This is a genomic window from Streptomyces sp. NPDC001549 (assembly GCF_042894025.1).
GTDB classification, from domain to species: Bacteria; Actinomycetota; Actinomycetes; order Streptomycetales; family Streptomycetaceae; genus Streptomyces; species Streptomyces kutzneri.
This window is the reverse complement of sequence record NZ_JBIAVJ010000002.1, coordinates 494,510-515,740: the sequence shown is the minus strand read 5'-3', so window position 1 is coordinate 515,740 and position 21,231 is coordinate 494,510. Positions and strand designations below refer to the sequence as shown.

Annotated in this window: 19 protein-coding genes; 11 read left to right on the top strand and 8 right to left on the bottom strand. The window is 72.1% G+C overall.

Going from position 1 to position 21,231, the window contains the following annotated elements; genetic code table 11:
- Positions 1-162: 162 nt before the first annotated feature.
- Both ACFY04_RS05270 and ACFY04_RS05265 read left to right on the top strand, forming a co-directional pair.
- A complete protein-coding gene (locus tag ACFY04_RS05270) occupies positions 163-426 on the top strand; it encodes a hypothetical protein (protein ID WP_389114274.1) in 264 nt (87 codons plus the stop codon).
- Entirely contained in the window at positions 423-806 is a 384-nt protein-coding gene (locus ACFY04_RS05265; protein ID WP_389114273.1) for a hypothetical protein, read from the top strand. The genes ACFY04_RS05270 and ACFY04_RS05265 overlap by 4 nt, the downstream gene beginning before the upstream one ends.
- An 11-nt stretch (positions 807-817) precedes the next feature.
- Here the strand turns inward: ACFY04_RS05265 and ACFY04_RS05260 are convergent, their stop codons facing one another.
- The 5 genes from ACFY04_RS05260 to ACFY04_RS05240 are packed head-to-tail and all read right to left on the bottom strand — an operon-like array spanning position 818 to position 6,341.
- Positions 818-2,128, bottom strand: coding sequence for a DUF58 domain-containing protein (locus ACFY04_RS05260; RefSeq protein WP_389114272.1), 1,311 nt, complete (start codon positions 2,126-2,128; stop codon positions 818-820).
- Positions 2,128-3,114 carry an AAA family ATPase gene (locus tag ACFY04_RS05255; RefSeq protein ID WP_389114271.1) on the bottom strand — a complete coding sequence of 329 codons (987 nt, stop codon included), beginning with the start codon at positions 3,112-3,114 and terminating at the stop codon, positions 2,128-2,130. The genes ACFY04_RS05260 and ACFY04_RS05255 overlap by 1 nt, the downstream gene beginning before the upstream one ends.
- Positions 3,111-4,421 (bottom strand): DUF4350 domain-containing protein, encoded by a 1,311-nt coding sequence (locus ACFY04_RS05250; RefSeq protein ID WP_389114270.1) that lies wholly within the window; start codon positions 4,419-4,421, stop codon positions 3,111-3,113. Before ACFY04_RS05250 ends, ACFY04_RS05255 begins: the two co-directional genes overlap by 4 nt.
- Complete coding sequence (locus ACFY04_RS05245) at positions 4,418-5,098, bottom strand: DUF4129 domain-containing protein (RefSeq protein ID WP_389114269.1); 681 nt, start codon at positions 5,096-5,098, stop codon at positions 4,418-4,420. The genes ACFY04_RS05250 and ACFY04_RS05245 overlap by 4 nt, the downstream gene beginning before the upstream one ends.
- Positions 5,099-5,105: 7 nt before the next feature.
- Positions 5,106-6,341: a hypothetical protein gene (locus ACFY04_RS05240; RefSeq protein ID WP_389114268.1), complete on the bottom strand. Its 1,236-nt coding sequence runs from the start codon at positions 6,339-6,341 to the stop codon at positions 5,106-5,108.
- Positions 6,342-6,654: 313 nt separating this feature from the next.
- On the opposite strand from ACFY04_RS05240, the gene mtrA reads away from it, so the two are divergent.
- The 6 genes from mtrA to ACFY04_RS05210 all read left to right on the top strand — a co-directional run bounded on the left by mtrA (position 6,655) and on the right by ACFY04_RS05210 (position 13,975).
- Positions 6,655-7,344 carry a two-component system response regulator MtrA gene (gene mtrA, locus ACFY04_RS05235; RefSeq protein ID WP_189747360.1) on the top strand — a complete coding sequence of 230 codons (690 nt, stop codon included), beginning with the start codon at positions 6,655-6,657 and terminating at the stop codon, positions 7,342-7,344.
- A gap of 1 nt (position 7,345) precedes the next feature.
- Positions 7,346-9,310, top strand: coding sequence for an MtrAB system histidine kinase MtrB (mtrB, locus tag ACFY04_RS05230; protein WP_389114267.1), 1,965 nt, complete (start codon positions 7,346-7,348; stop codon positions 9,308-9,310).
- Entirely contained in the window at positions 9,300-11,177 is a 1,878-nt protein-coding gene (locus tag ACFY04_RS05225) for an LpqB family beta-propeller domain-containing protein (protein WP_389114266.1), read from the top strand. The genes mtrB and ACFY04_RS05225 overlap by 11 nt, the downstream gene beginning before the upstream one ends.
- A 64-nt stretch (positions 11,178-11,241) precedes the next feature.
- Positions 11,242-11,988 carry a ComF family protein gene (locus tag ACFY04_RS05220; protein WP_389114265.1) on the top strand — a complete coding sequence of 249 codons (747 nt, stop codon included), beginning with the start codon at positions 11,242-11,244 and terminating at the stop codon, positions 11,986-11,988.
- Between the two features lie 326 nt (positions 11,989-12,314).
- Complete coding sequence (hpf, locus tag ACFY04_RS05215) at positions 12,315-13,010, top strand: ribosome hibernation-promoting factor, HPF/YfiA family (protein WP_389114292.1); 696 nt, start codon at positions 12,315-12,317, stop codon at positions 13,008-13,010.
- Between the two features lie 221 nt (positions 13,011-13,231).
- On the top strand, positions 13,232-13,975 hold the full coding sequence (locus ACFY04_RS05210; RefSeq protein ID WP_389114264.1) for a response regulator: 744 nt from the start codon (positions 13,232-13,234) through the stop codon (positions 13,973-13,975).
- 24 nt (positions 13,976-13,999) lie between these two features.
- Here ACFY04_RS05210 and ACFY04_RS05205 read toward each other — a convergent pair whose 3' ends face one another.
- Positions 14,000-15,172: a winged helix-turn-helix domain-containing protein gene (locus ACFY04_RS05205; protein ID WP_389114263.1), complete on the bottom strand. Its 1,173-nt coding sequence runs from the start codon at positions 15,170-15,172 to the stop codon at positions 14,000-14,002.
- A gap of 9 nt (positions 15,173-15,181) precedes the next feature.
- Complete coding sequence (locus ACFY04_RS05200; RefSeq protein ID WP_389114262.1) at positions 15,182-15,772, bottom strand: GNAT family N-acetyltransferase; 591 nt, start codon at positions 15,770-15,772, stop codon at positions 15,182-15,184.
- 240 nt (positions 15,773-16,012) lie between these two features.
- On the opposite strand from ACFY04_RS05200, the gene secA reads away from it, so the two are divergent.
- Positions 16,013-18,811 (top strand): preprotein translocase subunit SecA, encoded by a 2,799-nt coding sequence (gene secA / locus ACFY04_RS05195; protein WP_389114261.1) that lies wholly within the window; start codon positions 16,013-16,015, stop codon positions 18,809-18,811.
- A gap of 281 nt (positions 18,812-19,092) precedes the next feature.
- Here the strand turns inward: secA and ACFY04_RS05190 are convergent, their stop codons facing one another.
- On the bottom strand, positions 19,093-19,542 hold the full coding sequence (locus tag ACFY04_RS05190) for an Rv3235 family protein (protein ID WP_373037100.1): 450 nt from the start codon (positions 19,540-19,542) through the stop codon (positions 19,093-19,095).
- A gap of 302 nt (positions 19,543-19,844) precedes the next feature.
- Here ACFY04_RS05190 and ACFY04_RS05185 point away from each other — a divergent pair, with 302 nt between their 5' ends.
- Together ACFY04_RS05185 and ACFY04_RS05180 are read left to right on the top strand one after the other, a co-directional pair.
- Positions 19,845-20,354 carry a DUF6912 family protein gene (locus ACFY04_RS05185; protein WP_389114260.1) on the top strand — a complete coding sequence of 170 codons (510 nt, stop codon included), beginning with the start codon at positions 19,845-19,847 and terminating at the stop codon, positions 20,352-20,354.
- Complete coding sequence (locus ACFY04_RS05180; protein WP_389114259.1) at positions 20,351-21,061, top strand: HAD family hydrolase; 711 nt, start codon at positions 20,351-20,353, stop codon at positions 21,059-21,061. The genes ACFY04_RS05185 and ACFY04_RS05180 overlap by 4 nt, the downstream gene beginning before the upstream one ends.
- Positions 21,062-21,231: the final 170 nt, after the last annotated feature.

Here is a 21,231-nt window from a genome sequence, read left to right as displayed (position 1 = left end):
AAGCCTTTCAGCGCCGATGGTACTGCAGGGGGGACCCTGTGGGAGAGTAGGACGCCGCCGAACAATCATTGCGGAAGCCCCGCACCAGCCCTTACAGGGCTCGGTGCGGGGCTTTTCTGCGTTCACCCCACGGCGATGTTTACGTGGTCGTATACTGGGAGCATGTCTGATGCCATGATCCGCGTGCCGGCCGAGGTGAGAGACCGCCTGGCCGTCATCGCTGAGTCCCGCGGGACGTCCATCCGGTCTCTGGTGCAGGAGTTTGCCGAGACGACGCTGACCGCAGAGGAGCGGCGGGAGCGGGCGGAGCGGGCCCGGGCCTATATGGCCGAGCACTTCGGGGTGGACGTGACCGATGAGGAGAGTACGGCCATGGGCCGAAAGCTCCGTGAGGCCTTCGCGCGGCAGGAGGACGCGGCCGCGTGATCCAGCACCACCTCGTCCTGGACACGCCGTCCTTGCTTGCGCTGTCCGGGAATCGGCAGGTGTCCGCGCTGATTCACCATGCCCATCTCGATGCGGCGCGGTTGTGGGTGCCGGTCCTGTCGGTCCTTGAGGCCGACGTGGTTCTCGCGGGGATCGCCGAGCACATCGGCCAGCTCGACGTGATCCACATGCTCGACCTCGACTATCCGGCCGTCCTGGCTGTGGCACGGATGTGCCGCGACGGAGTGCCGGTCGGTGTCGCAGCCGCCGTCCATGCCGCACGTCACCTTCCCGAGTGGGGTTCGCAGGCGCTGGTTGCCACGGTCGAGCCGAAGGCCTATGAGGGGCAGGGAGTGGGCGTCTTCGATCTGAACCGCTGAGCCTTCGCTCCTCAGAGGCGGCCGGCGGCCTTCAGGGCCAGGTAGGCGTCCGCCAGGGACGGGGCCAGGGTGTCCGGGGTGGCGTCGACGACGTGGACGCCGTGGCGGGTGAGCTGGTCGGCCGTGCGGCGGCGCTGGGACTGGGTCTGGGTGCCGGCGGCGGCCTCGTAGACCGCGTCCACCGTGCCCCGTGAGCTTGTCATGGCTGCGACATGAGGGTCGGCGACCGAAGCCAGCAGGACCGTGTGGCGCTGCGTGAGGCGGGGGAGCACCGGGAGCAGGCCCTCTTCGATCGGGGCCGCGTCCAGGCTCGTCAGGAGGACCACCAGGGACCGGCGCGGGGCGTTGCGGAGGATGGTGGAGACCAGGGTCCTGGCGTCCGTCTCGACCAGCTCTGCTTCCAGCGGGGCCATCGCGTTGACGAACGACGGGAGGGTGTCGGCCGCCGAGCGGCCCTGGACCTGGGCGCGGGGGCGGCGGTCGTGGGCCAGGAGATCCACGCGGTCGCCGGCGCGGGTGGCCAGGGCTGCGAGGAGCAGGGCCGCGTCCATCGCGGAGTCCAGGCGGGGGGCGTCGCCGACGCGGCCCGCCGAGGTGCGGCCGGTGTCGAGGCAGATGAGGATGTGCCGGTCGCGTTCGGGGCGCCAGGTGCGGACGGCCACCTTGTTCTGGCGGGCCGTGGCGCGCCAGTCGATGGAGCGGGTGTCGTCGCCGGGGACGTAGTCGCGGAGGCTGTCGAACTCGGTGCCCTCGCCGCGGGTCAGGACGCTCGTACGGCCGTCCAGTTCGCGCAGGCGGGCCAGGCGGGACGGGAGGTGCTTGCGGCTGGTGAAGGGCGGCAGGACCCGGACGGTCCAGGGGGACACCTGGGAGCCCTGGCGGGCCCACAGGCCCAGTGGGCCGTAGGAGCGGATCGTGACGCGGTCGGCCCGGCGGTCGCCGCGGCGGGTGGGCAGCAGCCGGGTGGTCAGCCGGCGGCGTTCGCCCGCGGGGACGACCACCTCGTGGCGGGATGCGGCGGTCTCGGTGCCCGGGAGCCAGCTGCTCGGGGGCCAGGCGTCGCGGACGCGGGCCCGGAGCTTGCGGCGGCTGGGGTTGGTGACGGCGAGGTGGACCTCCGCCGGTTCGCCGAGGCGGACCGAGGTGTCTCCGGAGCGGGCCAGCACGAGGCCGCGTACGGGCGCCGCCAGGGCGCAGTCGAGCGCGCAGGCCAGTGCGATCGGGCCGTTGACCGCGAGCATTCCGGTCCAGCTCGGTTCGAGGAGGCCGACCGGGATGCTGCCGAGGGCCGCCAGCAGGGCGGCGCGTCCGGTGAGGGCCATCAGCGCGGTACGGGGACGTGGGAGAGGATCGCCGTGATGACGGCGTCGGCCGTGACTCCCTCCATCTCCGCTTCCGGGCGCAGCTGGACGCGGTGGCGCAGGGTCGGCAGGGCGAGGGCCTTGACGTCGTCGGGGGTGACGTAGTCGCGGCCGGTGAGCCAGGCCCAGGCGCGGGCGGTGGCCAGCAGGGCGGTCGCGCCGCGGGGGGAGACGCCGAGGGTGAGGGACGGCGATTCGCGGGTGGCGCGGCAGACGTCGACGACGTAGCCGGCGATCTCGGGGGAGACGGAGACCTTGGCGACGGCCTGGCGGGCGGCTTCGAGCTGGGCCGGGCCGGCGACCGGGCGGATGCCCGCGGCGTGCAGGTCGCGGGGGTTGAATCCGGCGGCGTGGCGGGTCAGGACCCCGATCTCGTCCGCGCGGGACGGGAGGGGGACGGTGAGCTTGAGGAGGAAGCGGTCGAGCTGGGCTTCGGGGAGGGGGTACGTGCCCTCGTACTCGACCGGGTTCATGGTGGCGGCGACGAGGAAGGGGTCGGGCAGCTTCCGCGGGGTGCCGTCGACGGTGACCTGGCGCTCCTCCATCGCTTCGAGGAGCGAGGACTGGGTCTTGGGCGGGGTGCGGTTGATCTCGTCCGCGAGGAGGAGGTTGGTGAAGACCGGGCCGTCCTGGAAGGAGAACTCGGCGGTGCGGGCGTCGTAGACGAGCGAGCCGGTGACATCGCTCGGCATCAGGTCCGGGGTGAACTGGACGCGCTTGGTGTCGAGTTCGAGGGAGGCGGCCAGGGCCCGCACGAGGAGGGTCTTGGCGACGCCGGGGACGCCTTCGAGGAGGACGTGGCCGCGGCACAGGAGCGCGACGACGAGTCCGGTGACGGCGGAGTCCTGACCGACCACGGCCTTGCCGATCTCGGTGCGGAGCGCTTCGAGGGAAGCGCGGGCGCTGTCCGCGGTCACTGCCGTGGACTCGGTGGCCGGGTACGTCATGACGTACGGACCTCTCTTTCGAGGGCGTCGAGGTGGTCGGCGAGCGCGACGAGTGCCGCGTCGTCGGAGGGGGTGGTGCCGAAGAGGAGGGCGGCCACGTCCCGGGGCTCGCCCGTCAGGCGGGCGGAGACGGCCGGGGCCAGTGCCGCGGGGTCGTGGGCCTGGGTGTGCGGTACGCCGACCAGTGCGGCGAGGCGTTCGCGGGTGGCGGCGCGCAGCACGGTGGCGGCGCGGTCGCGGGCGTCGGCCTTGCGGTAGAGGCGGGCGCGGCCTTCGGTGGCCTCGGAGGCGCGGATGGCGACGGGGAGCTTCTCGGTGACGAGGGGGCCCAGGCGCCGGGCGCGCCAGAGGGCGGCGAGGGCGGCGGCGACGAAGAGCTGGAGCAGGGCCCAGGACCAGCCGGCCGGGACGAGGTCGAGGAGGCTCTTGTCCTCGCCGGAGGGCGCGGTGTCGGGGTCGGAGTCCGCGAGGGACGGCAGGTACCAGACGAGGTCCGGGCGGGAGCCGAGGAGTTGGAGGGCGAGGGAGGCGTTGCCCTCGTCGGCGAGGGACTCGTTGAGCAGGATCGTCTCGGAGCCGAGGAGGACGGTGTCGCCGCCGGTGGGGCCGGTGGGGAGGACGAGGAGGGTGGGGTCGCCGCCGCTGGGGTAGCAGGCGGTGGCCCCGGGGAGGGCGGTGGTGTAGCGGAGGCCGCCGCCGGTGTCGGCGCGGCCGGCCGAGGTGGCGGCGGGCAGGGTGCAGCCGGGGTCGGGGCGGTCCGTGTCGGCGTCGCCCGCGGTGTGCACGCCGGGGGAGAGGTCGGTGAGGCTGTGGCTGCCGGGGGCGAGGAGGACGGTGCGGCCGCCGGAGAGGTCGATGGCCGAGCGGATGACGCCGCGCTGGGTGGCGCCGAGCCGGTCGGGGTCGGTGACCAGGAGGGTGGTGCGGGGGCCCGCGGCGTCGGCGGCCTCGCGGGCGGTGGTGACGACGCGGGTGGTGACGCCGCGTTCCTTCAGGAGCTCGGCGACGGCGCGGCTGCCGAAGGGGTCGGTGGTGCGGGGGTCGAGGTAGCCGTGGCGGGTGCCGGAGTTGAGGGCGGCCATGGCGATGGCGCCGGCCGCGAGGACGGCCACGGCGGTGAGGGCGCGGCGGATCTGGCGCAGGCGGCGGGTGCGCGAGTCGCCGGCTGCGGCGGGCGCGGGCGCGGGTGCGGGTGCGTTTGCGTGTGCGGGGTCATGGCCGGGGGTGCTGCCCCCGGACGCGAGCGCATCGAGCGCCGGCGGGGCCGGAGTTGCCGTCGGCGGGGCCGGATCGGTCGGGCCGGTCATGCGGTGGGTCCCGTCAGCAGCGGCTTTGCGCGGTCCAGGGTGAGGTCGAGGGCGCGCAGGCGGGCGTACGTGTCGGCGTCGGCGGTGCGGCCGCCGTAGGTGACGTCGTCGAAGGTACGGGCGGCGGCGCGGAGTTCCGCGGCGTGGCCGGGGAGGGAGACCGCGGCCTCGGCGGCGGCCTCGTCGGCGGTGCGTCCGGGGCGCGGGTCGAGCAGGGTGCGCTCCTCCAGGGAGCGGACGACGGCGCGCATGCGCTCCTGGACGGCTTCGGTCCAGCGGCCGGCGGCGGCGTGGGCGTCGGCGGCGGTGCGGTGGTCGGCGGCGCTGCGGGTGCCGTCGGCGAAGAGGACGCCGGCGCCGGTGGTGATCCGGCCGGGGGTGCCGAGGCGCCACCAGAGGGCGCCGACGGCGAGGATCACGAGGAGGAGGATCACGAGGAGGCCGAAGCCGCCTCCGGGGGTCGCCCCGGAGGCGGCGCCGAGCATGTCGTCGAGCCAGTCGAAGAACTTGCGCATGGCGCGGTCGAACAGGCTCGGGTCGTTCTCGTGGTACATCGGCTTGGACAGTTCGCGTTCGGCCGCTTCCCTGGCGGGTTCGCGCGGTGTCGTCACCGGTGGTGTCTCGGCGCTCGGCAGGAGCGCCGTGGCGCGGGTGATGAGGCCCCCCGTACTCATCATCTGTGCGTCAGCCTCCGGTCGTGCCGTAGTTCTCGAGGCCGGCGGCCCGGGCGAGCTCCAGGTCGAGTCCCTCGCGGCGGATGCGCTGGTCGACGTAGAGGAGCACGGTGACACCGGACTGGAACGGCATGACGATGGTCTGCGCGATGATCAGGCCGATCGCGGGGGCGATCAGTGCGCCCCAGCTGTTCATGCCGGTGCCGTCCGCCATGGCGTCGAGGCCACCGCTGAAGGCGAAGAGGCTGATGATCTGGAACGGGGCCACGATCATCCCCGAGATGAAGAAGGCGATGACGGCGGTGAGCAGCGTGATGCCGAAGATGCGCCACCAGGTGTCCTTGACGAGCTTCGAGGAGCGCGTGAAGGCCTTGAGGACGGTGCTCTTCTCCAGCATCAGGGCGGGCGAGGCCAGGGTGAACTTGATGCCCAGCCAGACCAGGAGCGGCAGCCACACGACGAAGCCGAGGACGGCGAGGCCGACGGAGTCGGCGAGGACGCCCGGCAGGATCAGGATGGCGCCGAGCAGGATGGCGCCGAGGGCCATCAGCAGGGTGAGCCCGATCAGGCGCAGCAGCTGGGGGCGGGCCTCGCGCCAGGCGTCGGAGACCGAGGAGTGCTGGCCGAGCACGGCGCGGCTGAAGACCATCGTGAGCATCGCGGTGACCACGATGGTCCCGAGGACCTGGATGAACTGGATCACCGCGGACGCGCCGAGGGTGCTGCCGAGCGAGTCGATGAGTTCTTCGGGGCCGGCGTTCGGGCCCGTGGCGAAGGCGAGGTCGTCCAGCATGAACTTCTGGACGATCACGCTGATCACCTGGACGACGGTGGCCACGACGAGGGTGATCGGCAGTACCGCGCGCCAGTGGGTGCGCATGGTGGCGACCGCGCCGTCGAGGATCTCGCCGAGGCCCAGGGGCCGCAGGGGGATCACTCCGGGCTTGGCGGCGGGGGGCTGGCCCCACTGGCCGGGACCGCCCGGGTAGCCGTGCTGGGGGCCGTACTGGCCCGTCTGAGGGGTGCCTGGCTGCCGGCCCCAGCCCGTGGTGGGCTGCGACTGCGGGGCCTCGGGCGTGGTGCCCGGGCTCGACCACTGACCGGGCGGCGGCTGCTCGGCGGACCACTTCGGGTCGCCGGCGGGCGGTGTGGGCTGTGCGGGCTGTTGCGCGCCGCTTTCGGTGCCCGGCCGCTCGCCGTCGGACGGAGAGGATCCGGGCGTAGCCCAGCCCGGAGAGTCGTTCATCGTCACTCCTTCATGTGCGCCTGCCGCGGCGGGGCGCTGGTCGCTGCCATCGTGCCACGTGGGGGGCCCGAACGGAGTAGGGGGTGGGCGGCGGATCGGGTGCGGTGGCGGGGCGGAAAGGGTCGGTCCGGGGCGATCCCGACCGGTCGGACGGTCCCGGGCGGTGCTGCGGGGTCTTCGCAGCCCGTACCTTCAATAGTCGCCCCGTTCGGGGGCAGACTGGTGGAGCTGATCTCGACGCAGGTCCGAGGGGCGATTTCCAGCCCTTTTGGCTGTGGGACAGCTCACCGCCGGGTAACGATTAGCTAATGGGATGATGTCAACCATGAAGGGACGCGTCCTTGTCGTCGACGACGACACCGCGCTGGCCGAGATGCTCGGCATTGTGCTGCGTGGAGAAGGTTTTGAGCCGTCGTTCGTAGCGGACGGTGACAAGGCACTTGCTGCCTTCCGGGAGGCGAAGCCGGACCTGGTGCTGCTTGACCTCATGCTGCCCGGGAGGGACGGCATAGAGGTGTGCCGCCTGATCCGGGCCGAGTCCGGCGTGCCGATCGTCATGCTCACCGCGAAGAGCGACACGGTCGATGTCGTCGTGGGTCTGGAGTCCGGGGCCGACGACTACATCGTGAAGCCGTTCAAGCCGAAGGAGCTGGTGGCCCGCATCCGGGCCCGTCTGCGCCGGTCGGAGGAGCCCGCGCCCGAGCAGCTGGCCATCGGTGACCTGGTCATCGACGTGGCCGGGCACTCGGTCAAGCGGGACGGTGCCTCGATTGCGCTGACCCCGCTCGAGTTCGACCTGCTGGTCGCGCTCGCGCGCAAGCCCTGGCAGGTGTTCACCCGTGAGGTGCTGCTGGAGCAGGTCTGGGGCTACCGGCACGCGGCGGACACCCGCCTGGTCAACGTGCATGTGCAGCGTCTGCGTTCCAAGGTCGAGAAGGATCCGGAGCGCCCCGAGATCGTCGTGACGGTGCGTGGTGTCGGCTACAAGGCCGGACCCAGCTGACGTGCAGTCCGGTACGTCCGGCGTGTCCGGCAGGGTTCCGGGCGGCTCCCGCGTGTGGAAACTGCGCTTCGGCCGGCTGTTCCGGGACCGGGCGTCGAGCAGCCGGGTACTGCGGCTGTTCGTACGCCTGGCGCGGCGGCCGCTGCTTCCGGCTGTCCGGTTGTGGCGGCGCAACATCCAGCTCCGGGTGGTCGCCGCCACCCTGCTGATCTCGCTCGCCGTGGTCCTCGCCCTGGGGTTCGTCGTCATCGCCCAGGTCAGCAAGGGTCTCCTCGAGGCCAAGGAGGAGGCGGCGCAGAGCCAGGCCGCGGGCGGGTTCGCGGTGGCGCAGGAGAAGGCCAACGCCCCGGCCACGGTGGACGGGCCCGACGCCATCGACAACAAGGTCGGCCGGGACGCCAGTACGTGGATGAACTCCCTGGTCAAGCAGTTGGCCAGTGGTGGCCAGACCGCCTTCGAGGTCGTCGCGCTCGGCGCGGGCACGGGCGATGAGGCGCTGCCCGGGACGCAGGGCGTCAAGGGCGCCCGGGCCTCCGGCAACGTGGACCCGACCGCCAGCGTCCCGCTGCCGCTGCGCCGGGCCGTCAACCGTGCCACCGGCGCCTTCAAGACCTTCTCCGAGATCCGGTACACCAGCGGGGACGGGGCGAAGGAGCCCGAGCCGGCGCTGGTCATCGGCAAGCGGCTCTCGGACATCAACGGCGACCCGTACGACCTGTACTACCTCTTCCCGCTCACGCAGGAGGAGGAGTCCCTCAACCTGATCAAGGTCACCATCGTGACCGCGGGCCTGTTCGTCGTCGTCCTGCTCTGCGGCATCGCCTGGCTCGTCGTACGCCAGGTGGTGAGCCCGGTCCGGATGGCCGCCGGGATCGCCGAGCGGCTCTCGGCCGGGCGGCTGCAGGAGCGGATGAAGGTCACCGGTGAGGACGACATCGCGCGCCTCGGCGAGGCCTTCAACAAGATGGCGCAGAACCTCCAGAACAAGATCCAGCAGCTGGAGGAGCTGTCCCGGATGCAGCGCCGCTTCGTCTCGGACGTCTCGCACGAGCTGCGCACCCCGCTGACGACGGTCCGGATGGCCGCCGACGTCATCCACGACGCCCGGGTCGACTTCGACCCGATCACCGCGCGCTCCGCCGAGCTGCTCGCCGGGCAGCTCGACCGGTTCGAGTCGCTCCTCGCCGACCTGCTGGAGATCAGCCGCTTCGACGCCGGGGCCGCGGCCCTGGAGGCCGAGCCCATCGACCTGCGTGACGTCGTCCGCCGGGTCATCGACGGCGCCGAGCCGCTCGCCGAGCACAAGGGCACCCGGATCCGGGTCCTGGGCGACACCCAGCCGGTCATCGCCGAGGCCGACGCCCGGCGGGTGGAGCGGGTGCTGCGCAATCTGGTCGTCAACGCAGTGGAGCACGGCGAGGGCCGCGACGTGGTGGTCCGGCTGGCGTCCGCGGGCGGGGCCGTCGCCGTCGCCGTACGGGACTACGGGGTCGGGCTGAAGCCCGGCGAGGCCACCCGCGTCTTCAACCGCTTCTGGCGGGCCGACCCGGCGCGGGCGCGCACGACCGGCGGGACCGGCCTCGGCCTGTCCATCGCCGTCGAGGACGCCCGGCTGCACGGAGGCTGGCTGCAGGCCTGGGGCGAGCCGGGCGGCGGCTCGCAGTTCCGTCTGACCCTGCCGCGCACGGCCGACGAGCCGCTGCGGGGCTCGCCCATCCCGCTGGAGCCCGAGGACTCCCGGGCCAACCGCGCCAACCGGGCCAGGGCCGCCGCCGAGGCAGCGGGCGGCGCGGCGGAGCGTACGCCCGCCGACGCGGGCGACCGCTCGTCGATACCGCCGCGCTCGCCCGTCGCCGGAGCGATGCCGGTGCCCGCCGACCCGACGGCCCTGCCGGGGAACGGGGCCCGGGTCGTGGCCCGCCCGGCCGAGCAGGCACAACAGGAGGACCGAGCCGATGGACGCTGAGCCCTTGGACGCACGGGCGGGGCGTGCGCGGGTGCGGCGCCGACGGCTGCGTGCCGTACGGGCGTACGCCTTCGGTGCGGCCGGGCTGCTGCTCGCGGGCTGCGCCTCCATGCCGGACCGGGGCGACATCCGCCCGGTGCAGGCCTCGCAGGGCGTGGATTCGCAGGTCCGGGTGTTCGGCGTACCGCCCGCGGACAAGGCCAGCCCGGCGGAGATCGTCGACGGCTTCCTGGAGGCGATGACCAGCGACGACCCGCAGCTGGAGACGGCCCGCAAGTACCTCACCGAGCCTGCCGCGAAGAACTGGAAGCCCGGCTCCGCCGTCACCGTGCTCTCCTCGGGCCTCAACCGGGTTCCGAACCGGGGCGAGAAGGACCCGGACGGGCCCCGCTGGAAGGTGACCGGCAAGAAGCTCGCGACCGTCGACGAGCACAGCGCGTACCAGCCGCAGACCGGGGCCAGGGAGTACGAGGAGTTCCTCCAGCTCGTCCAGAACGAGGACAAGCAGTGGCGGATCTCGACCCCGCCGAGCGGGCTCGTGCTGAGCGAGTCGGACTTCCAGCGCATTTACATGCCGGTCAACAAGTACTACTTCGCGGGCGGCACGCTCGTCGCCGATCCCGTCTACGTGCGTCAGCGCACCGACCCGGACTCGCGGATGGACCCGACCACGCAGACCGTCCAGTCGCTGCTGGCGGGGCCGTCCCGGTGGCTCGCCCCGGTCGTGGAGTCCAGCTTCCCCACCGGTACGGAACTGAGCCCGGGCACCAAGTCCCTTTCGTACGACGGGCAGAACACGCTGCGCGTGCCGCTCAACGAGAAGGCCGAGAACGTCGCGCAGCCGCAATGCAAGAAGATGGCCACCCAACTCCTGTACACGGTCAAGGATCTGACGGGCTCCCGGCTCGACCAGGTCGAACTGGTGCGGGCGGGCGGCAAGTCGACCTCGCTGTGTTCGGTGAGCGAGGTGAGCGCGGCCGCGATCGCGGGCCGGCCCAAGATCCCCGAGTTCCAGTACTTCGTCGACAACGAGAAGCGGCTGGTCCGGATGAAGCTGGACACGAGCAGCGAGGACCAGCAGGCCAAGCCCGAACCGGTGCCGGGGCCGCTGGCCACGCCGCCCGGGTTCAAGGTCAGGTCGGCGGCGGTCTCGCACGACGAGCGGCGCGCGGCCGTGGTCTCCGAGGACGAGCACGCGCTGTACGTCGTGGCGCTGGTCGGGAGCGGGGCGATGCCGCAGCCGATGCCGATCGGCAAGGGCGGCAAGGCGCCGATGCTGACCGCGCCGAGCTGGGACGCTTCGGGTGATCTGTGGGTTGCGGACCGCGATCCGCAGTCCCCGGGGCTGTGGCGGGTGCCCGGTGGTGCCGGAACGCCGGAGAAGGTGCAGGTGGCGGGGCTCGACGGCCGGAAGATCGCTTCGCTGAAGGCGTCCGCCGACGGGGCGCGGATCGCGCTGCTGGTGGAGCAGCCCGACGGCAACAAGGTCCTCTACGTCGGGCGGATCGAGCGGCCCGACGGCAAGAACGACTCCTCGGCGGTGTCGGTGCGCGAGCTGCGTCCGGCGGCCCCGCAGATGGTCGATGTGACGGCCATGAGCTGGGCGCCGCGCGGGCGGCTGCTCGTGGTGGGCCGGGAGAACGGCGGCGTGCAGCAGGCCCGCTACATGCTGGCCGACGGTTCGATGGTCGCTGCGAGTCTGCCCGGGGCCACCGGGCTGTCGGAGGTGGCGGTCGCGGCCACGGAGGACGAGGCGAAGCCGAAGCCGGTGGTCGCGTACTCGGAGGACGGGATCGTGTGGCTGCCGCCGGGGGCGCAGTGGCGCACGGTGGCGGCGGGCGGCCGGTCTCCGGTGTACCCGGGCTGACCTGCCCCGGCGCGGGTTGTCCACAGGGGGCGCGTGTGGCGGCCCCGTCCGTCAGTGTGGAGCCATGCGTGGGTGGTGGCAGGAGCTCGCCGGGCTGGTGCTGCCGGTCGACTGCGCCGGCTGCGGGGCGGTCCGGGTGCTGGTGTGCGCCGAGTGCCGGGATGCGCTGAGCGGGGCCGGGGAAGGGCCGGTGCGGCCGTCTCCGCGGCCCGCGGGGCTGCCGGTGGTGCGGGCCGCCGCCGTCTACGAGGGGGCCGTACGGAGCCTCCTGCTGGCGCACAAGGAGCGCGGGGCGCTGCCGCTGGCCGGGGTGCTCGGTGCTGCCCTGGCGGCGGCTGTCCTGGCGGGCGGTGCGGGCGGTTCCGGTGGTGCGGGCGGTGCGGGGGATGTGGTGCTGGTCCCGGTCCCGTCGGCGCGGCGGCAGGTCCGGGCGCGCGGGCACGATCCGGCGCGCAGGATCGCCCTCGCGGCCGCGGGGCGGTTGCGCCGGGCCGGTGTTCCCGCGCGCGTGGCGCCCGTACTGGGGCTGCGGCGGGCGGTGGCGGACCAGGCGGGGCTGGGGGCCCGGCAGCGCCGGGAGAACCTCACGGGGGCGCTGGGGGTGCGCGGGGGCGGGCGGCGGCTCACGGCCGGGGCGGCCCGGATCGTCCTCGTGGACGACCTGATCACCACGGGGGCGACGCTGGCGGAGGCGGCCCGGGCGGCGCGCGCCGCGGGGCTGGTGGCGGGCCCGGGGGCGGTGCTGGGGGCGGCGGTGGTGGCCGCGCCGGCGGACTCCTTCAGGCGGATCGAACGGGCGCCACGCGTTTGAGCAACTCGGACAGAACAAAAATCTTGTGAATAGATTTGGAACTGGCGGGGAAGGCCCATCGTTGCAGGTAGTAAGAGGGAACAGTCACCTGACTGGAAGTACATTCCGGTACCGGGTGCCGACAACCGCCATAGAGGGATATGTTCGGTTGTAAGGAACTCAGGAGACTGTCTCTCGACTCCGAAGTCGGTGGGGTGTTGATCTTGCCGATGGGGGAGGAGGAGGTGAAAGTCGCCAAGTCCGAGGCTCCGGCCTTCACCGGAGTCTGGTGCGAAAGGGAGACGCTTCGCCCCGTCGGGCGGAGCTATCCGGGAACGGAGTTCTGCGTGGACATCGTCGTCAAGGGCCGCAAGACCGAGGTGCCCGAGCGGTTCCGGAAGCACGTGGCCGAGAAGCTGAATCCGGAGCGGATCCAGAAGCTCGACGCCAAGGTGATCAGCTTGGACGTCGAGGTGTCCAAGGAGCACAACCCGCGCCAGGCCGACCGTTCCGACCGCGTGGAGATCACCCTGCGTTCGCGGGGCCCGGTGATCCGTGCCGAGGCCGCCGCCGCCGACGCGTACGCGGCGCTGGACCTCGCTCAGGACAAGCTGGAGGCCCGGCTGCGCAAGCAGCACGACAAGCGTTACACCCGCCGTGGCAACGGCCGGCTCTCGGCGGCGGAGGTCGCCGACGTGGTGCCGGGCGTCGCATCGCTGAACGGCAGCGGCCAGCCGGTGTCGGAGGAGAAGGCGGACGGGGTACCGATCACCCGGATCGGATCCCTCGAAGTGCAGGGCGAAGGCCCGCTCATCGTCCGCGAGAAGACCCACTCGGCCGCACCCATGTCGCTCGACCAGGCCCTGTACGAGATGGAACTGGTCGGCCACGACTTCTATCTGTTCGTCGACTCCGAGACGAAGTTGCCCAGTGTCGTCTACCGCCGTCACGCCTATGACTACGGCGTCATCCACGTGAACCCCGACGGTGCCTCCAGCTCGGAGGAGCCGCGGGGCGGCGCCGGTGGCGCGCTCGGCGGCTGAGGCCGGGGCCGAGGCCGAGCACATCTGTTCATCGCCCCCGCGCAGGCGCTCCGGCGCCTGTGCGGGGGCACCTGCATGACGGGTGTGCGACGGGTATGCGCCAGGTGGCTCACTTTTGGCCCCCGGGCCGCGGTGCGGGCATGGAATCATGGCGTGCAGTCAACCGGCTGCGGTGTGTGTCCGGTTGGCCCAGCAGCTGAGCACATGCAGGGGGAGGAACGATGGCGGACAGCTTCGGGCCGGTGCGCGGGGACGGCGGCGTCGATGGCTGCCTTGGGACGGACCCTTCGCAGGAGGCCGCCCGGGAGCCCATCAGGGTGCTCGTGGTCGACGACCACGCGCTCTTCCGGCGGGGACTGGAGATCGTCCTCGCGCAGGAGGAGGACATCCAGGTCGTGGGCGAGGCCGGGGACGGGGCGGAGGCTGTGGACAAGGCGGCCGACCTGCTTCCGGACATCGTGCTGATGGACGTGCGGATGCCCCGGCGCGGCGGGATCGAGGCGTGCACCTCGATCAAGGAGGTGGCCCCGTCCGCGAAGATCATCATGCTGACGATCAGTGACGAGGAGGCGGACCTCTACGACGCGATCAAGGCGGGCGCGACCGGGTACCTCCTGAAGGAGATCTCGACGGACGAGGTGGCCACGGCGATCCGGGCGGTGGCGGACGGCCAGTCGCAGATCAGCCCGTCGATGGCGTCGAAGCTGCTGACTGAGTTCAAGTCGATGATCCAGCGGACCGACGAGCGGCGGCTGGTGCCCGCGCCGCGGCTGACGGACCGGGAGCTGGAGGTCCTGAAACTGGTGGCCACCGGTATGAACAACCGTGATATCGCCAAGGAGTTGTTCATTTCCGAGAACACCGTGAAGAACCACGTCCGCAACATCCTGGAGAAGCTGCAGCTGCACTCCAGGATGGAGGCCGTGGTCTACGCGATGCGGGAAAAGATCCTCGAAATCCGCTAGCGCCCAGCGCCCAGCGCCCGGATCCTAGAGCGCGGCCAGTTCCGCGGTGACGGCCGCCGCTTCCGCGGGCGAGCTCGCGCGCTCGACGCGCACGTCCTCGCAGCCGACCCATTCCGCCGCCTCCCGCAGGGCCCGCGCCATCGGGACCGCGGCCCTCGGGGAGGTCAGCGAGAGCTGCCGGGCGACCAGCGTGCGGCCCTCGCGGGCCGGGTCGACGCGGCCCTGGAGCCGGCCGCCCGCCAGCAGCGGCATCGCGAAGTACCCGTGTATCCGCTTCGGCTTGGGCACGTACGCCTCCAGGCGGTGCGTGAAGCCGAAGATCCGCTCCGTCCGGGGACGGTCCCAGACCAGGGAGTCGAAGGGCGAGAGCAGCGTCGTGCGGTGGCGGCCCCGGGGGGCCTCCGCGAGAGCCGCCGGGTCCGCCCAGGCCGGCTTGGACCAGCCCTCCACCTCGACCGGTACCAGCCCGGAGTCCGCGACCACCGCGTCGAACTGCTCGCCCTTGAGGCGGTGGTAGTCCGCGATGTCGGCGCGGGTGCCGACACCCAGGGACCGGCCCGCCAGGGCGACCAGGCGGCGTACGCACTCGCGGTCGTCCAGGTCGTCGTGGAGCAGCGCGTCGGGAACGGCCCGCTCGGGGAGGTCGTAGACCCGCTTCCAGCCGCGGCGCTCGCTGCACACCACCTCGCCGGTGTCCAGCAGCCACTCCACCGCGATCTTGGTCTCGGACCACTCGAACCACTCGCCGCCGTTCTTGGCGCCTCCCAGCTCGGTGGAGGTCAGCGGGCCGTCCGCCTTCAGCCGGTCCAGGACCGCCCGCGTCGAGTGCTGCTTGTCCTGGAGGATGTGCCAACGGTGGCCGCGTGTCCGGTTGGCCCGGCGGCGGAACGCGAAATGCGGCCATTCCTCGATGGGCAGGATGCAGGCGGCGTGCGACCAGTACTCGAAGGCGTGCCGGTCCGACCAGTACGCCTGCTCCACGGTGCCCCGGCCCACCGCGCCCAGGCGCGCGTACGGGATCAGCTCGTGCGAGCGGGCCAGGACCGAGATGGTGTCCAGCTGTACGGCGCCCAGGTGGCGCAGGACCCCCCGGACCCCGCCACGCCGGTCGGGTGCCCCGAGGAAGCCCTGCGCGCGCAGGGCGATGCGCCGGGCGTCGCCGGCGGACAGGGAGAGCGAAGCGGTGCCCGAAGTCATCCCCGAAGACTAGGCCGTGCCACTGACAGCGGGCAGGTACGGCAGTCGCGAGGGCAGGCCCAGGTCGGAGGGGAGCAGGGCGCCGACCCAGCAGTCGCGGGAGGTGCCGCGCTGCTCGATGCCGGCCCGCAGGACTCCCTCGACCCGGAAGCCGGCCTTCTCGGCCACGGCGCGGGAGCCCGCGTTGCCCACCTCGGCGCGCCATTCCAGCCGTGCGGCGCCCAGCTCGGTGAAGGCCCAGCGGGCGACGGCCAGGACCGCCTCGGTCATGTAGCCCCGGCCGCGGTGTTCCTTGACCGCCCAGTAGCCGACCTCGTGGCTCGCGAGGTCCCCGGCGCCGCGGACGTGCACGCCGACGGCCGCGACCAGGGGGCCCTCGGCCCCCAGGCGTACGGCGAAGGGCATGGCCGTGCCCTCGCGCCAGCCGTTCGGCGCGATCTCGTTCACGAAGGCGTGCGCGTCCGCGTGCTCGTAAGGGGAGGGGACTGCCGTCCAGCGCTGGATGTCCGCGTCCTGTGCCGCGGCGTAGATCTCGGCCTCGTCCGCGGGGACGAGAGGCCGCAGTACCAATCGGTCCGTGCTGAGTGTCGTGGGCTCCATGAACGAATTCTGCTGCGGTGCCGGTATCCGGGGCGAACAATTTTCGGTGATCCCTCCGGGCGATGCGGCACCTTCGGTGTCCCCCGTACGTTCTCAATCCGGGCACCCGTGCCCCCATGGGAACGGCGGACCTCCCGACGCGGCCACGTCCTCGCTTACGATGGCCGTTGCGGTGGGGCCCACCTGCCGTGCCCGTGTACGTACAGTGCCCAGGCCCGACCGGCAAGGAGACAAACCTCGGTGTCCGTCTTCAACAAGCTCATGCGTGCAGGCGAAGGCAAGATCCTGCGCAAACTGCACCGCATCGCGGACCAGGTCAACTCCATCGAAGAGGACTTCGTCAACCTCTCCGACGCCGAGTTGCGTGCGCTCACGGACGAGTACAAGCAGCGTTTCCAGGACGGCGAGAGCCTGGACGACCTGCTGCCCGAGGCCTTCGCGACCGTCCGCGAGGCCGCCAAGCGCGTCCTCGGCCAGCGGCACTACGACGTCCAGATGATGGGCGGCGCGGCGCTGCACCTCGGCTACGTGGCCGAGATGAAGACCGGTGAGGGCAAGACCCTCGTCGGCACGCTGCCCGCGTACCTGAACGCGCTGTCCGGCAAGGGCGTCCACCTGATCACGGTGAACGACTACCTCGCCGAGCGCGACTCCGAGATGATGGGCCGGGTACACAAGTTCCTCGGCCTGGAGGTCGGCTGCATCCTGGCGAACATGTCGCCGGCGCAGCGCCGCGAGCAGTACGGCTGCGACATCACCTACGGCACGAACAACGAGTTCGGCTTCGACTACCTGCGCGACAACATGGCGTGGTCGTCGGACGAGCTCGTCCAGCGCGGCCACAACTTCGCCGTGGTCGACGAGGTCGACTCGATCCTCGTCGACGAGGCCCGTACCCCGCTGATCATCTCCGGCCCGGCCGACCAGGCCACGAAGTGGTACGGCGACTTCGCGAAGCTGGTGACCCGCCTGACCAAGGGCGAGGCCGGCCAGCCGCTGAAGGGCATCGAGGAGACCGGCGACTACGAGGTCGACGAGAAGAAGCGCACCGTCGCCATCCACGAGACCGGTGTCGCCAAGGTCGAGGACTGGCTCGGCATCGAGAACCTCTACGAGTCGGTGAACACCCCGCTCGTCGGTTACCTCAACAACGCGATCAAGGCCAAGGAACTCTTCAAGAACGACAAGGACTACGTCGTCATCGACGGCGAAGTCATGATCGTCGACGAGCACACCGGCCGTATCCTCGCCGGCCGCCGCTACAACGAGGGCATGCACCAGGCGATCGAGGCGAAGGAAGGGGTGGACATCAAGGACGAGAACCAGACCCTCGCCACGATCACCCTGCAGAACTTCTTCCGCCTCTACTCGAAGCTCTCCGGCATGACCGGTACGGCCATGACCGAGGCCGCCGAGTTCCACCAGATCTACAAGCTCGGTGTCGTGCCGATCCCGACCAACCGCGACATGGTCCGCAAGGACCAGCCGGACCTGATCTACCGGACCGAGGTCGCGAAGTTCGCCGCCGTCGTCGACGACATCGCGGAGAAGCACGAGAAGGGCCAGCCGATCCTCGTCGGTACGACGTCGGTCGAGAAGTCCGAGTACCTCTCCCAGCAGCTCTCCAAGCGCGGCATCCCGCACGAGGTGCTCAACGCCAAGCAGCACGACCGTGAGGCGACGATCGTCGCCCAGGCCGGCCGCCGGGGCGCGGTCACGGTCGCCACGAACATGGCCGGCCGTGGTACCGACATCAAGCTCGGCGGCAACCCGGACGACCTCGCCGAGGCCGAGCTGCGCCAGCAGGGCCTGGACCCGGAGGAGCACATCGAGGAGTGGGCGCACGCCCTCCCCGCGGCGCTCACCCGGGCCGAGGCCGCGGTGAAGGCGGAGTTCGAGGAGGTCAAGGAGCTCGGCGGGCTGTACGTGCTGGGCACCGAGCGTCACGAGTCGCGCCGTATCGACAACCAGCTGCGCGGCCGCTCCGGCCGACAGGGCGACCCGGGCGAGTCCCGCTTCTACCTGTCGCTGGGTGACGACCTGATGCGCCTGTTCAAGGCGCAGATGGTCGAGCGCGTCATGGCGATGGCGAACGTCCCCGACGACGTGCCGATCGAGAACAAGATGGTGACGCGCGCGATCGCGTCGGCCCAGTCGCAGGTGGAGACCCAGAACTTCGAGACGCGTAAGAACGTCCTGAAGTACGACGAGGTCCTCAACAACCAGCGTGAGGTCATCTACGGCGAGCGCCGCCGCGTCCTGGAGGGCGAGGACCTGCAGGAGCAGGTGCGCCACATGATGGACGACACCATCGACGCGTACATCGCGGCCGAGACGGTCGAGGGCTTCGCCGAGGAGTGGGACCTGGAGCGCCTGTGGGGTGCCTTCCGGCAGCTCTACCCGGTGAAGGTCACCATCGAGGAGCTGGAGGAGGCCGCGGGCGACCGCGCGGGCATCACCGCCGAGTTCATCGCGGAGTCCGTCAAGGACGACATCCACGAGCAGTACGAGACGCGCGAGAAGACGCTCGGCTCCGAGATCATGCGTGAGCTGGAGCGGCGCGTGGTCCTGTCGGTGCTCGACCGCAAGTGGCGTGAGCACCTGTACGAGATGGACTACCTGCAGGAGGGCATCGGCCTGCGGGCCATGGCCCAGAAGGACCCGCTGGTCGAGTACCAGCGCGAGGGCTTCGACATGTTCAACGCCATGCAGGAAGGCATCAAGGAGGAGTCCGTCGGCTACCTGTTCAACCTGGAGGTCCAGGTCGAGCAGCAGGTCGAGGAGCTTCCGGTGCAGGACGTGGCGCCGTCGCTGACGAAGGAGCCGGCGGGGGCGCGTCCGGAGATCCGGGCGAAGGGGCTGGACGCTCCGCAGCGGCCGGACCGGCTGCACTTCTCCGCTCCGACCGTGGACGGGGCGGGCGGTGTCATCGAGGGCGACTTCGATAGCGACGCTGCCGGTGGCGAGGGTGACGGGATGACGCGGGCGGAGCGGCGCAAGGCGCAGAAGGCCGCGGGCGGGCGTCGCCGGAAGAAGTAACCCGTTGCCGGGTTGAGCTGTCGGGCGGGGGCGGGCCCCCGGGGGGGGGGGGCCCCGCCCCGGGGGGTGGGGGGGGGGGGGCCGGGGGGGGGGCCCCCCCCCGGCCGCGTTGTGTGCGGGTGCGGCGCCGTTGCCGGGGCTCCGCCCCGGACCCCGCGCCTCAATCGCCGGCGGGGCTGGAGGGGGCGCGGCGCGGCCGGGTTGGGCTGGAGAGGGTGGGGAGCGGCCGGGCTGGGCTGGAGGGGGCGTGGCGGGGCCGGGTTGGGCCGGTGGCTGGGGATTCATGGGCGGGGGCCCTGGATTTCTACCGCTGCGCAGCGCCAGCGGAGGTCCGGGCCCTGTTCGAGGCGGAAGGCCATGGCGGTGAGGCGGTCGCCCGTGGCGATGCGGGCGAAGGCCTCGATGACTCCCGGGCCCGGGGTGAAGCGGCCGCACTGGCGGACGACCGGGCGGAGGCGGTCGCGGAGGGGGTCGGTGGGGGCCAGGGTGATCAGCTGCTGGTAGGCGGGGCCGATGGTGTGGCCGAGGAGCGAGTGGACCGGGCGCAGGCCGCTGACCACCGCGAGGAGGTGTTCGGCGAACCAGTGGTGCGGGCCGAGCCGCAGGGTGCGCGGGGGGCCGGCCGGGCGCCGCGGGTCTCGGCGCCCGGCGGGCCGGGTGCGGGTCCGGCCCGCGGGCCGCCGGCGGCTGCCGTCGTTGCCGGTCATCGTGCCGCGCATCGTGGTGTCCATCGCGAGCTGCCCCCGAACAGGCCGGGCCCGGCGTAGTACCGGGCGGTAACTTGATGGGGATCTTCTACGGCCGCCGCACACGCTCCGCAACCACGCCCGCTGCCCGCCCGGCCACCGGCCCGCTTCACCTATCCGGGTGGGCGGCGGCCGGTCCCCCGCCCCGGGCAGGGCCCGTGCGCGTACCCGGGTGGACGGCCGCGGCTCCCGGTCCGGCGCCCCGAAGGGGGACGGAGTCCATCACCCGCCCGGCCCCGGCCGAGTCGTATCCTGAGGGCGTTTCCGACTACCGAAAGCAGCCGGCCATGCGCGTGTACGTCCCCCTGACCCTCCCCGGGCTCGCCGAGGTGCACAAGGCGGGTGAGCTGGGCCCCGCTCCGCTGCTGGCGTACGCCGTCACTCCCGGGCTCCGCGAGTGGTACGTGTCGGACGACATCGAGGAGCTGGAGTACGCGGCCCTGAACCGGGCCGCGCTCGCCTCACTGCGGCTGGTCGCCGCGGACGCGGGCGCCCCGCGCCGGCGCGTCGTGGTCGCCCTCGACGTCGACGACAAGGCCGCCACCGCCGCCCCCGGGGCCGACGGGGCCGACGAGGCCGCTCTCGGCCGGGTGACCCTGGCCGCCGCCGTACGGCTCGCCGTGGCCGCCGCCGTGCACGTGGACGCCGACGACGCCGACGAGGACGTGACCGCCGCCGTGCGGGCCCTGGAGGCCGCCGACGGCGGTGACAGGGACGCGCAGCACACCGTCGACGCCGCCGAGGACCACGAGCTGCTGTGGTTCGGCGTGCAGGAGATTCCGGGGCTGCTGAAGTGACCGACACGACCGCCGCGACCGCCGCGGCCGACGCCACCGCCGCCACCCGCCCGAACCACATCGTCTGGGACTGGAACGGGACGCTCCTCCACGACATCGACGCGGTCATAGCCGCGACCAACGCCTCCTTCGCCGAGCTCGGCTTCGCGCCGATCACCCTGGAGACCTACCGCGACCTGTACGTCGTACCGGTGCCGAAGTTCTACGAGCGCCTCATGGGACGGCTGCCCACCGAGGAGGAGTGGCTGGTCATGGACGACACCTTCCACCGCCACTACTGGGCCGCCGCCGAGGACGCCGGGCTGGCCGAAGGTGCCCGGGAGCTGCTCCGGGACTGGCAGCTGGACGGGCTCACCCAGTCCCTGCTGTCCCTCGCGCCCCACGACAAGCTCGTCCCCCTGGTCCGGCTCCACGGCATCGACCAGCACTTCCTGCGCGTCGACGGCCGGATCGGCCCCTCGCACACCTCCAAGGCGGGACACCTCGTACGCCACCTGGCCGCCCTGGACGGGACGGGTGTGACGGCGGACCGTACGGTCCTCATCGGAGATGCCGTGGACGACGCCCTGGCCGCCTCCCACGTGGGTGCCCGGGCGGTTCTCTACACGGGCGGCTCGCACAGCCGCAGCAGTCTGGAATCAGCCGGAGTGCCGGTCGTGGACAGCCTGGCCGAGGCCGTATGGACAGCTCGCGAGCTGGCCGGATAAGCACTGGACGGGCCGCTGCACGGACGGCCGGTCACGTCGCTGGCCAGAGTGTCAAAGTTCTACCCCAAGATTTGTACAGATGCAGCGAATGACGTCCTGGGGGTAGGTCGGGATAGCCTTGTACCCGTGATCAGCGCGATAGTCATCGGGGGCACTGGAGCCTCCGGCCT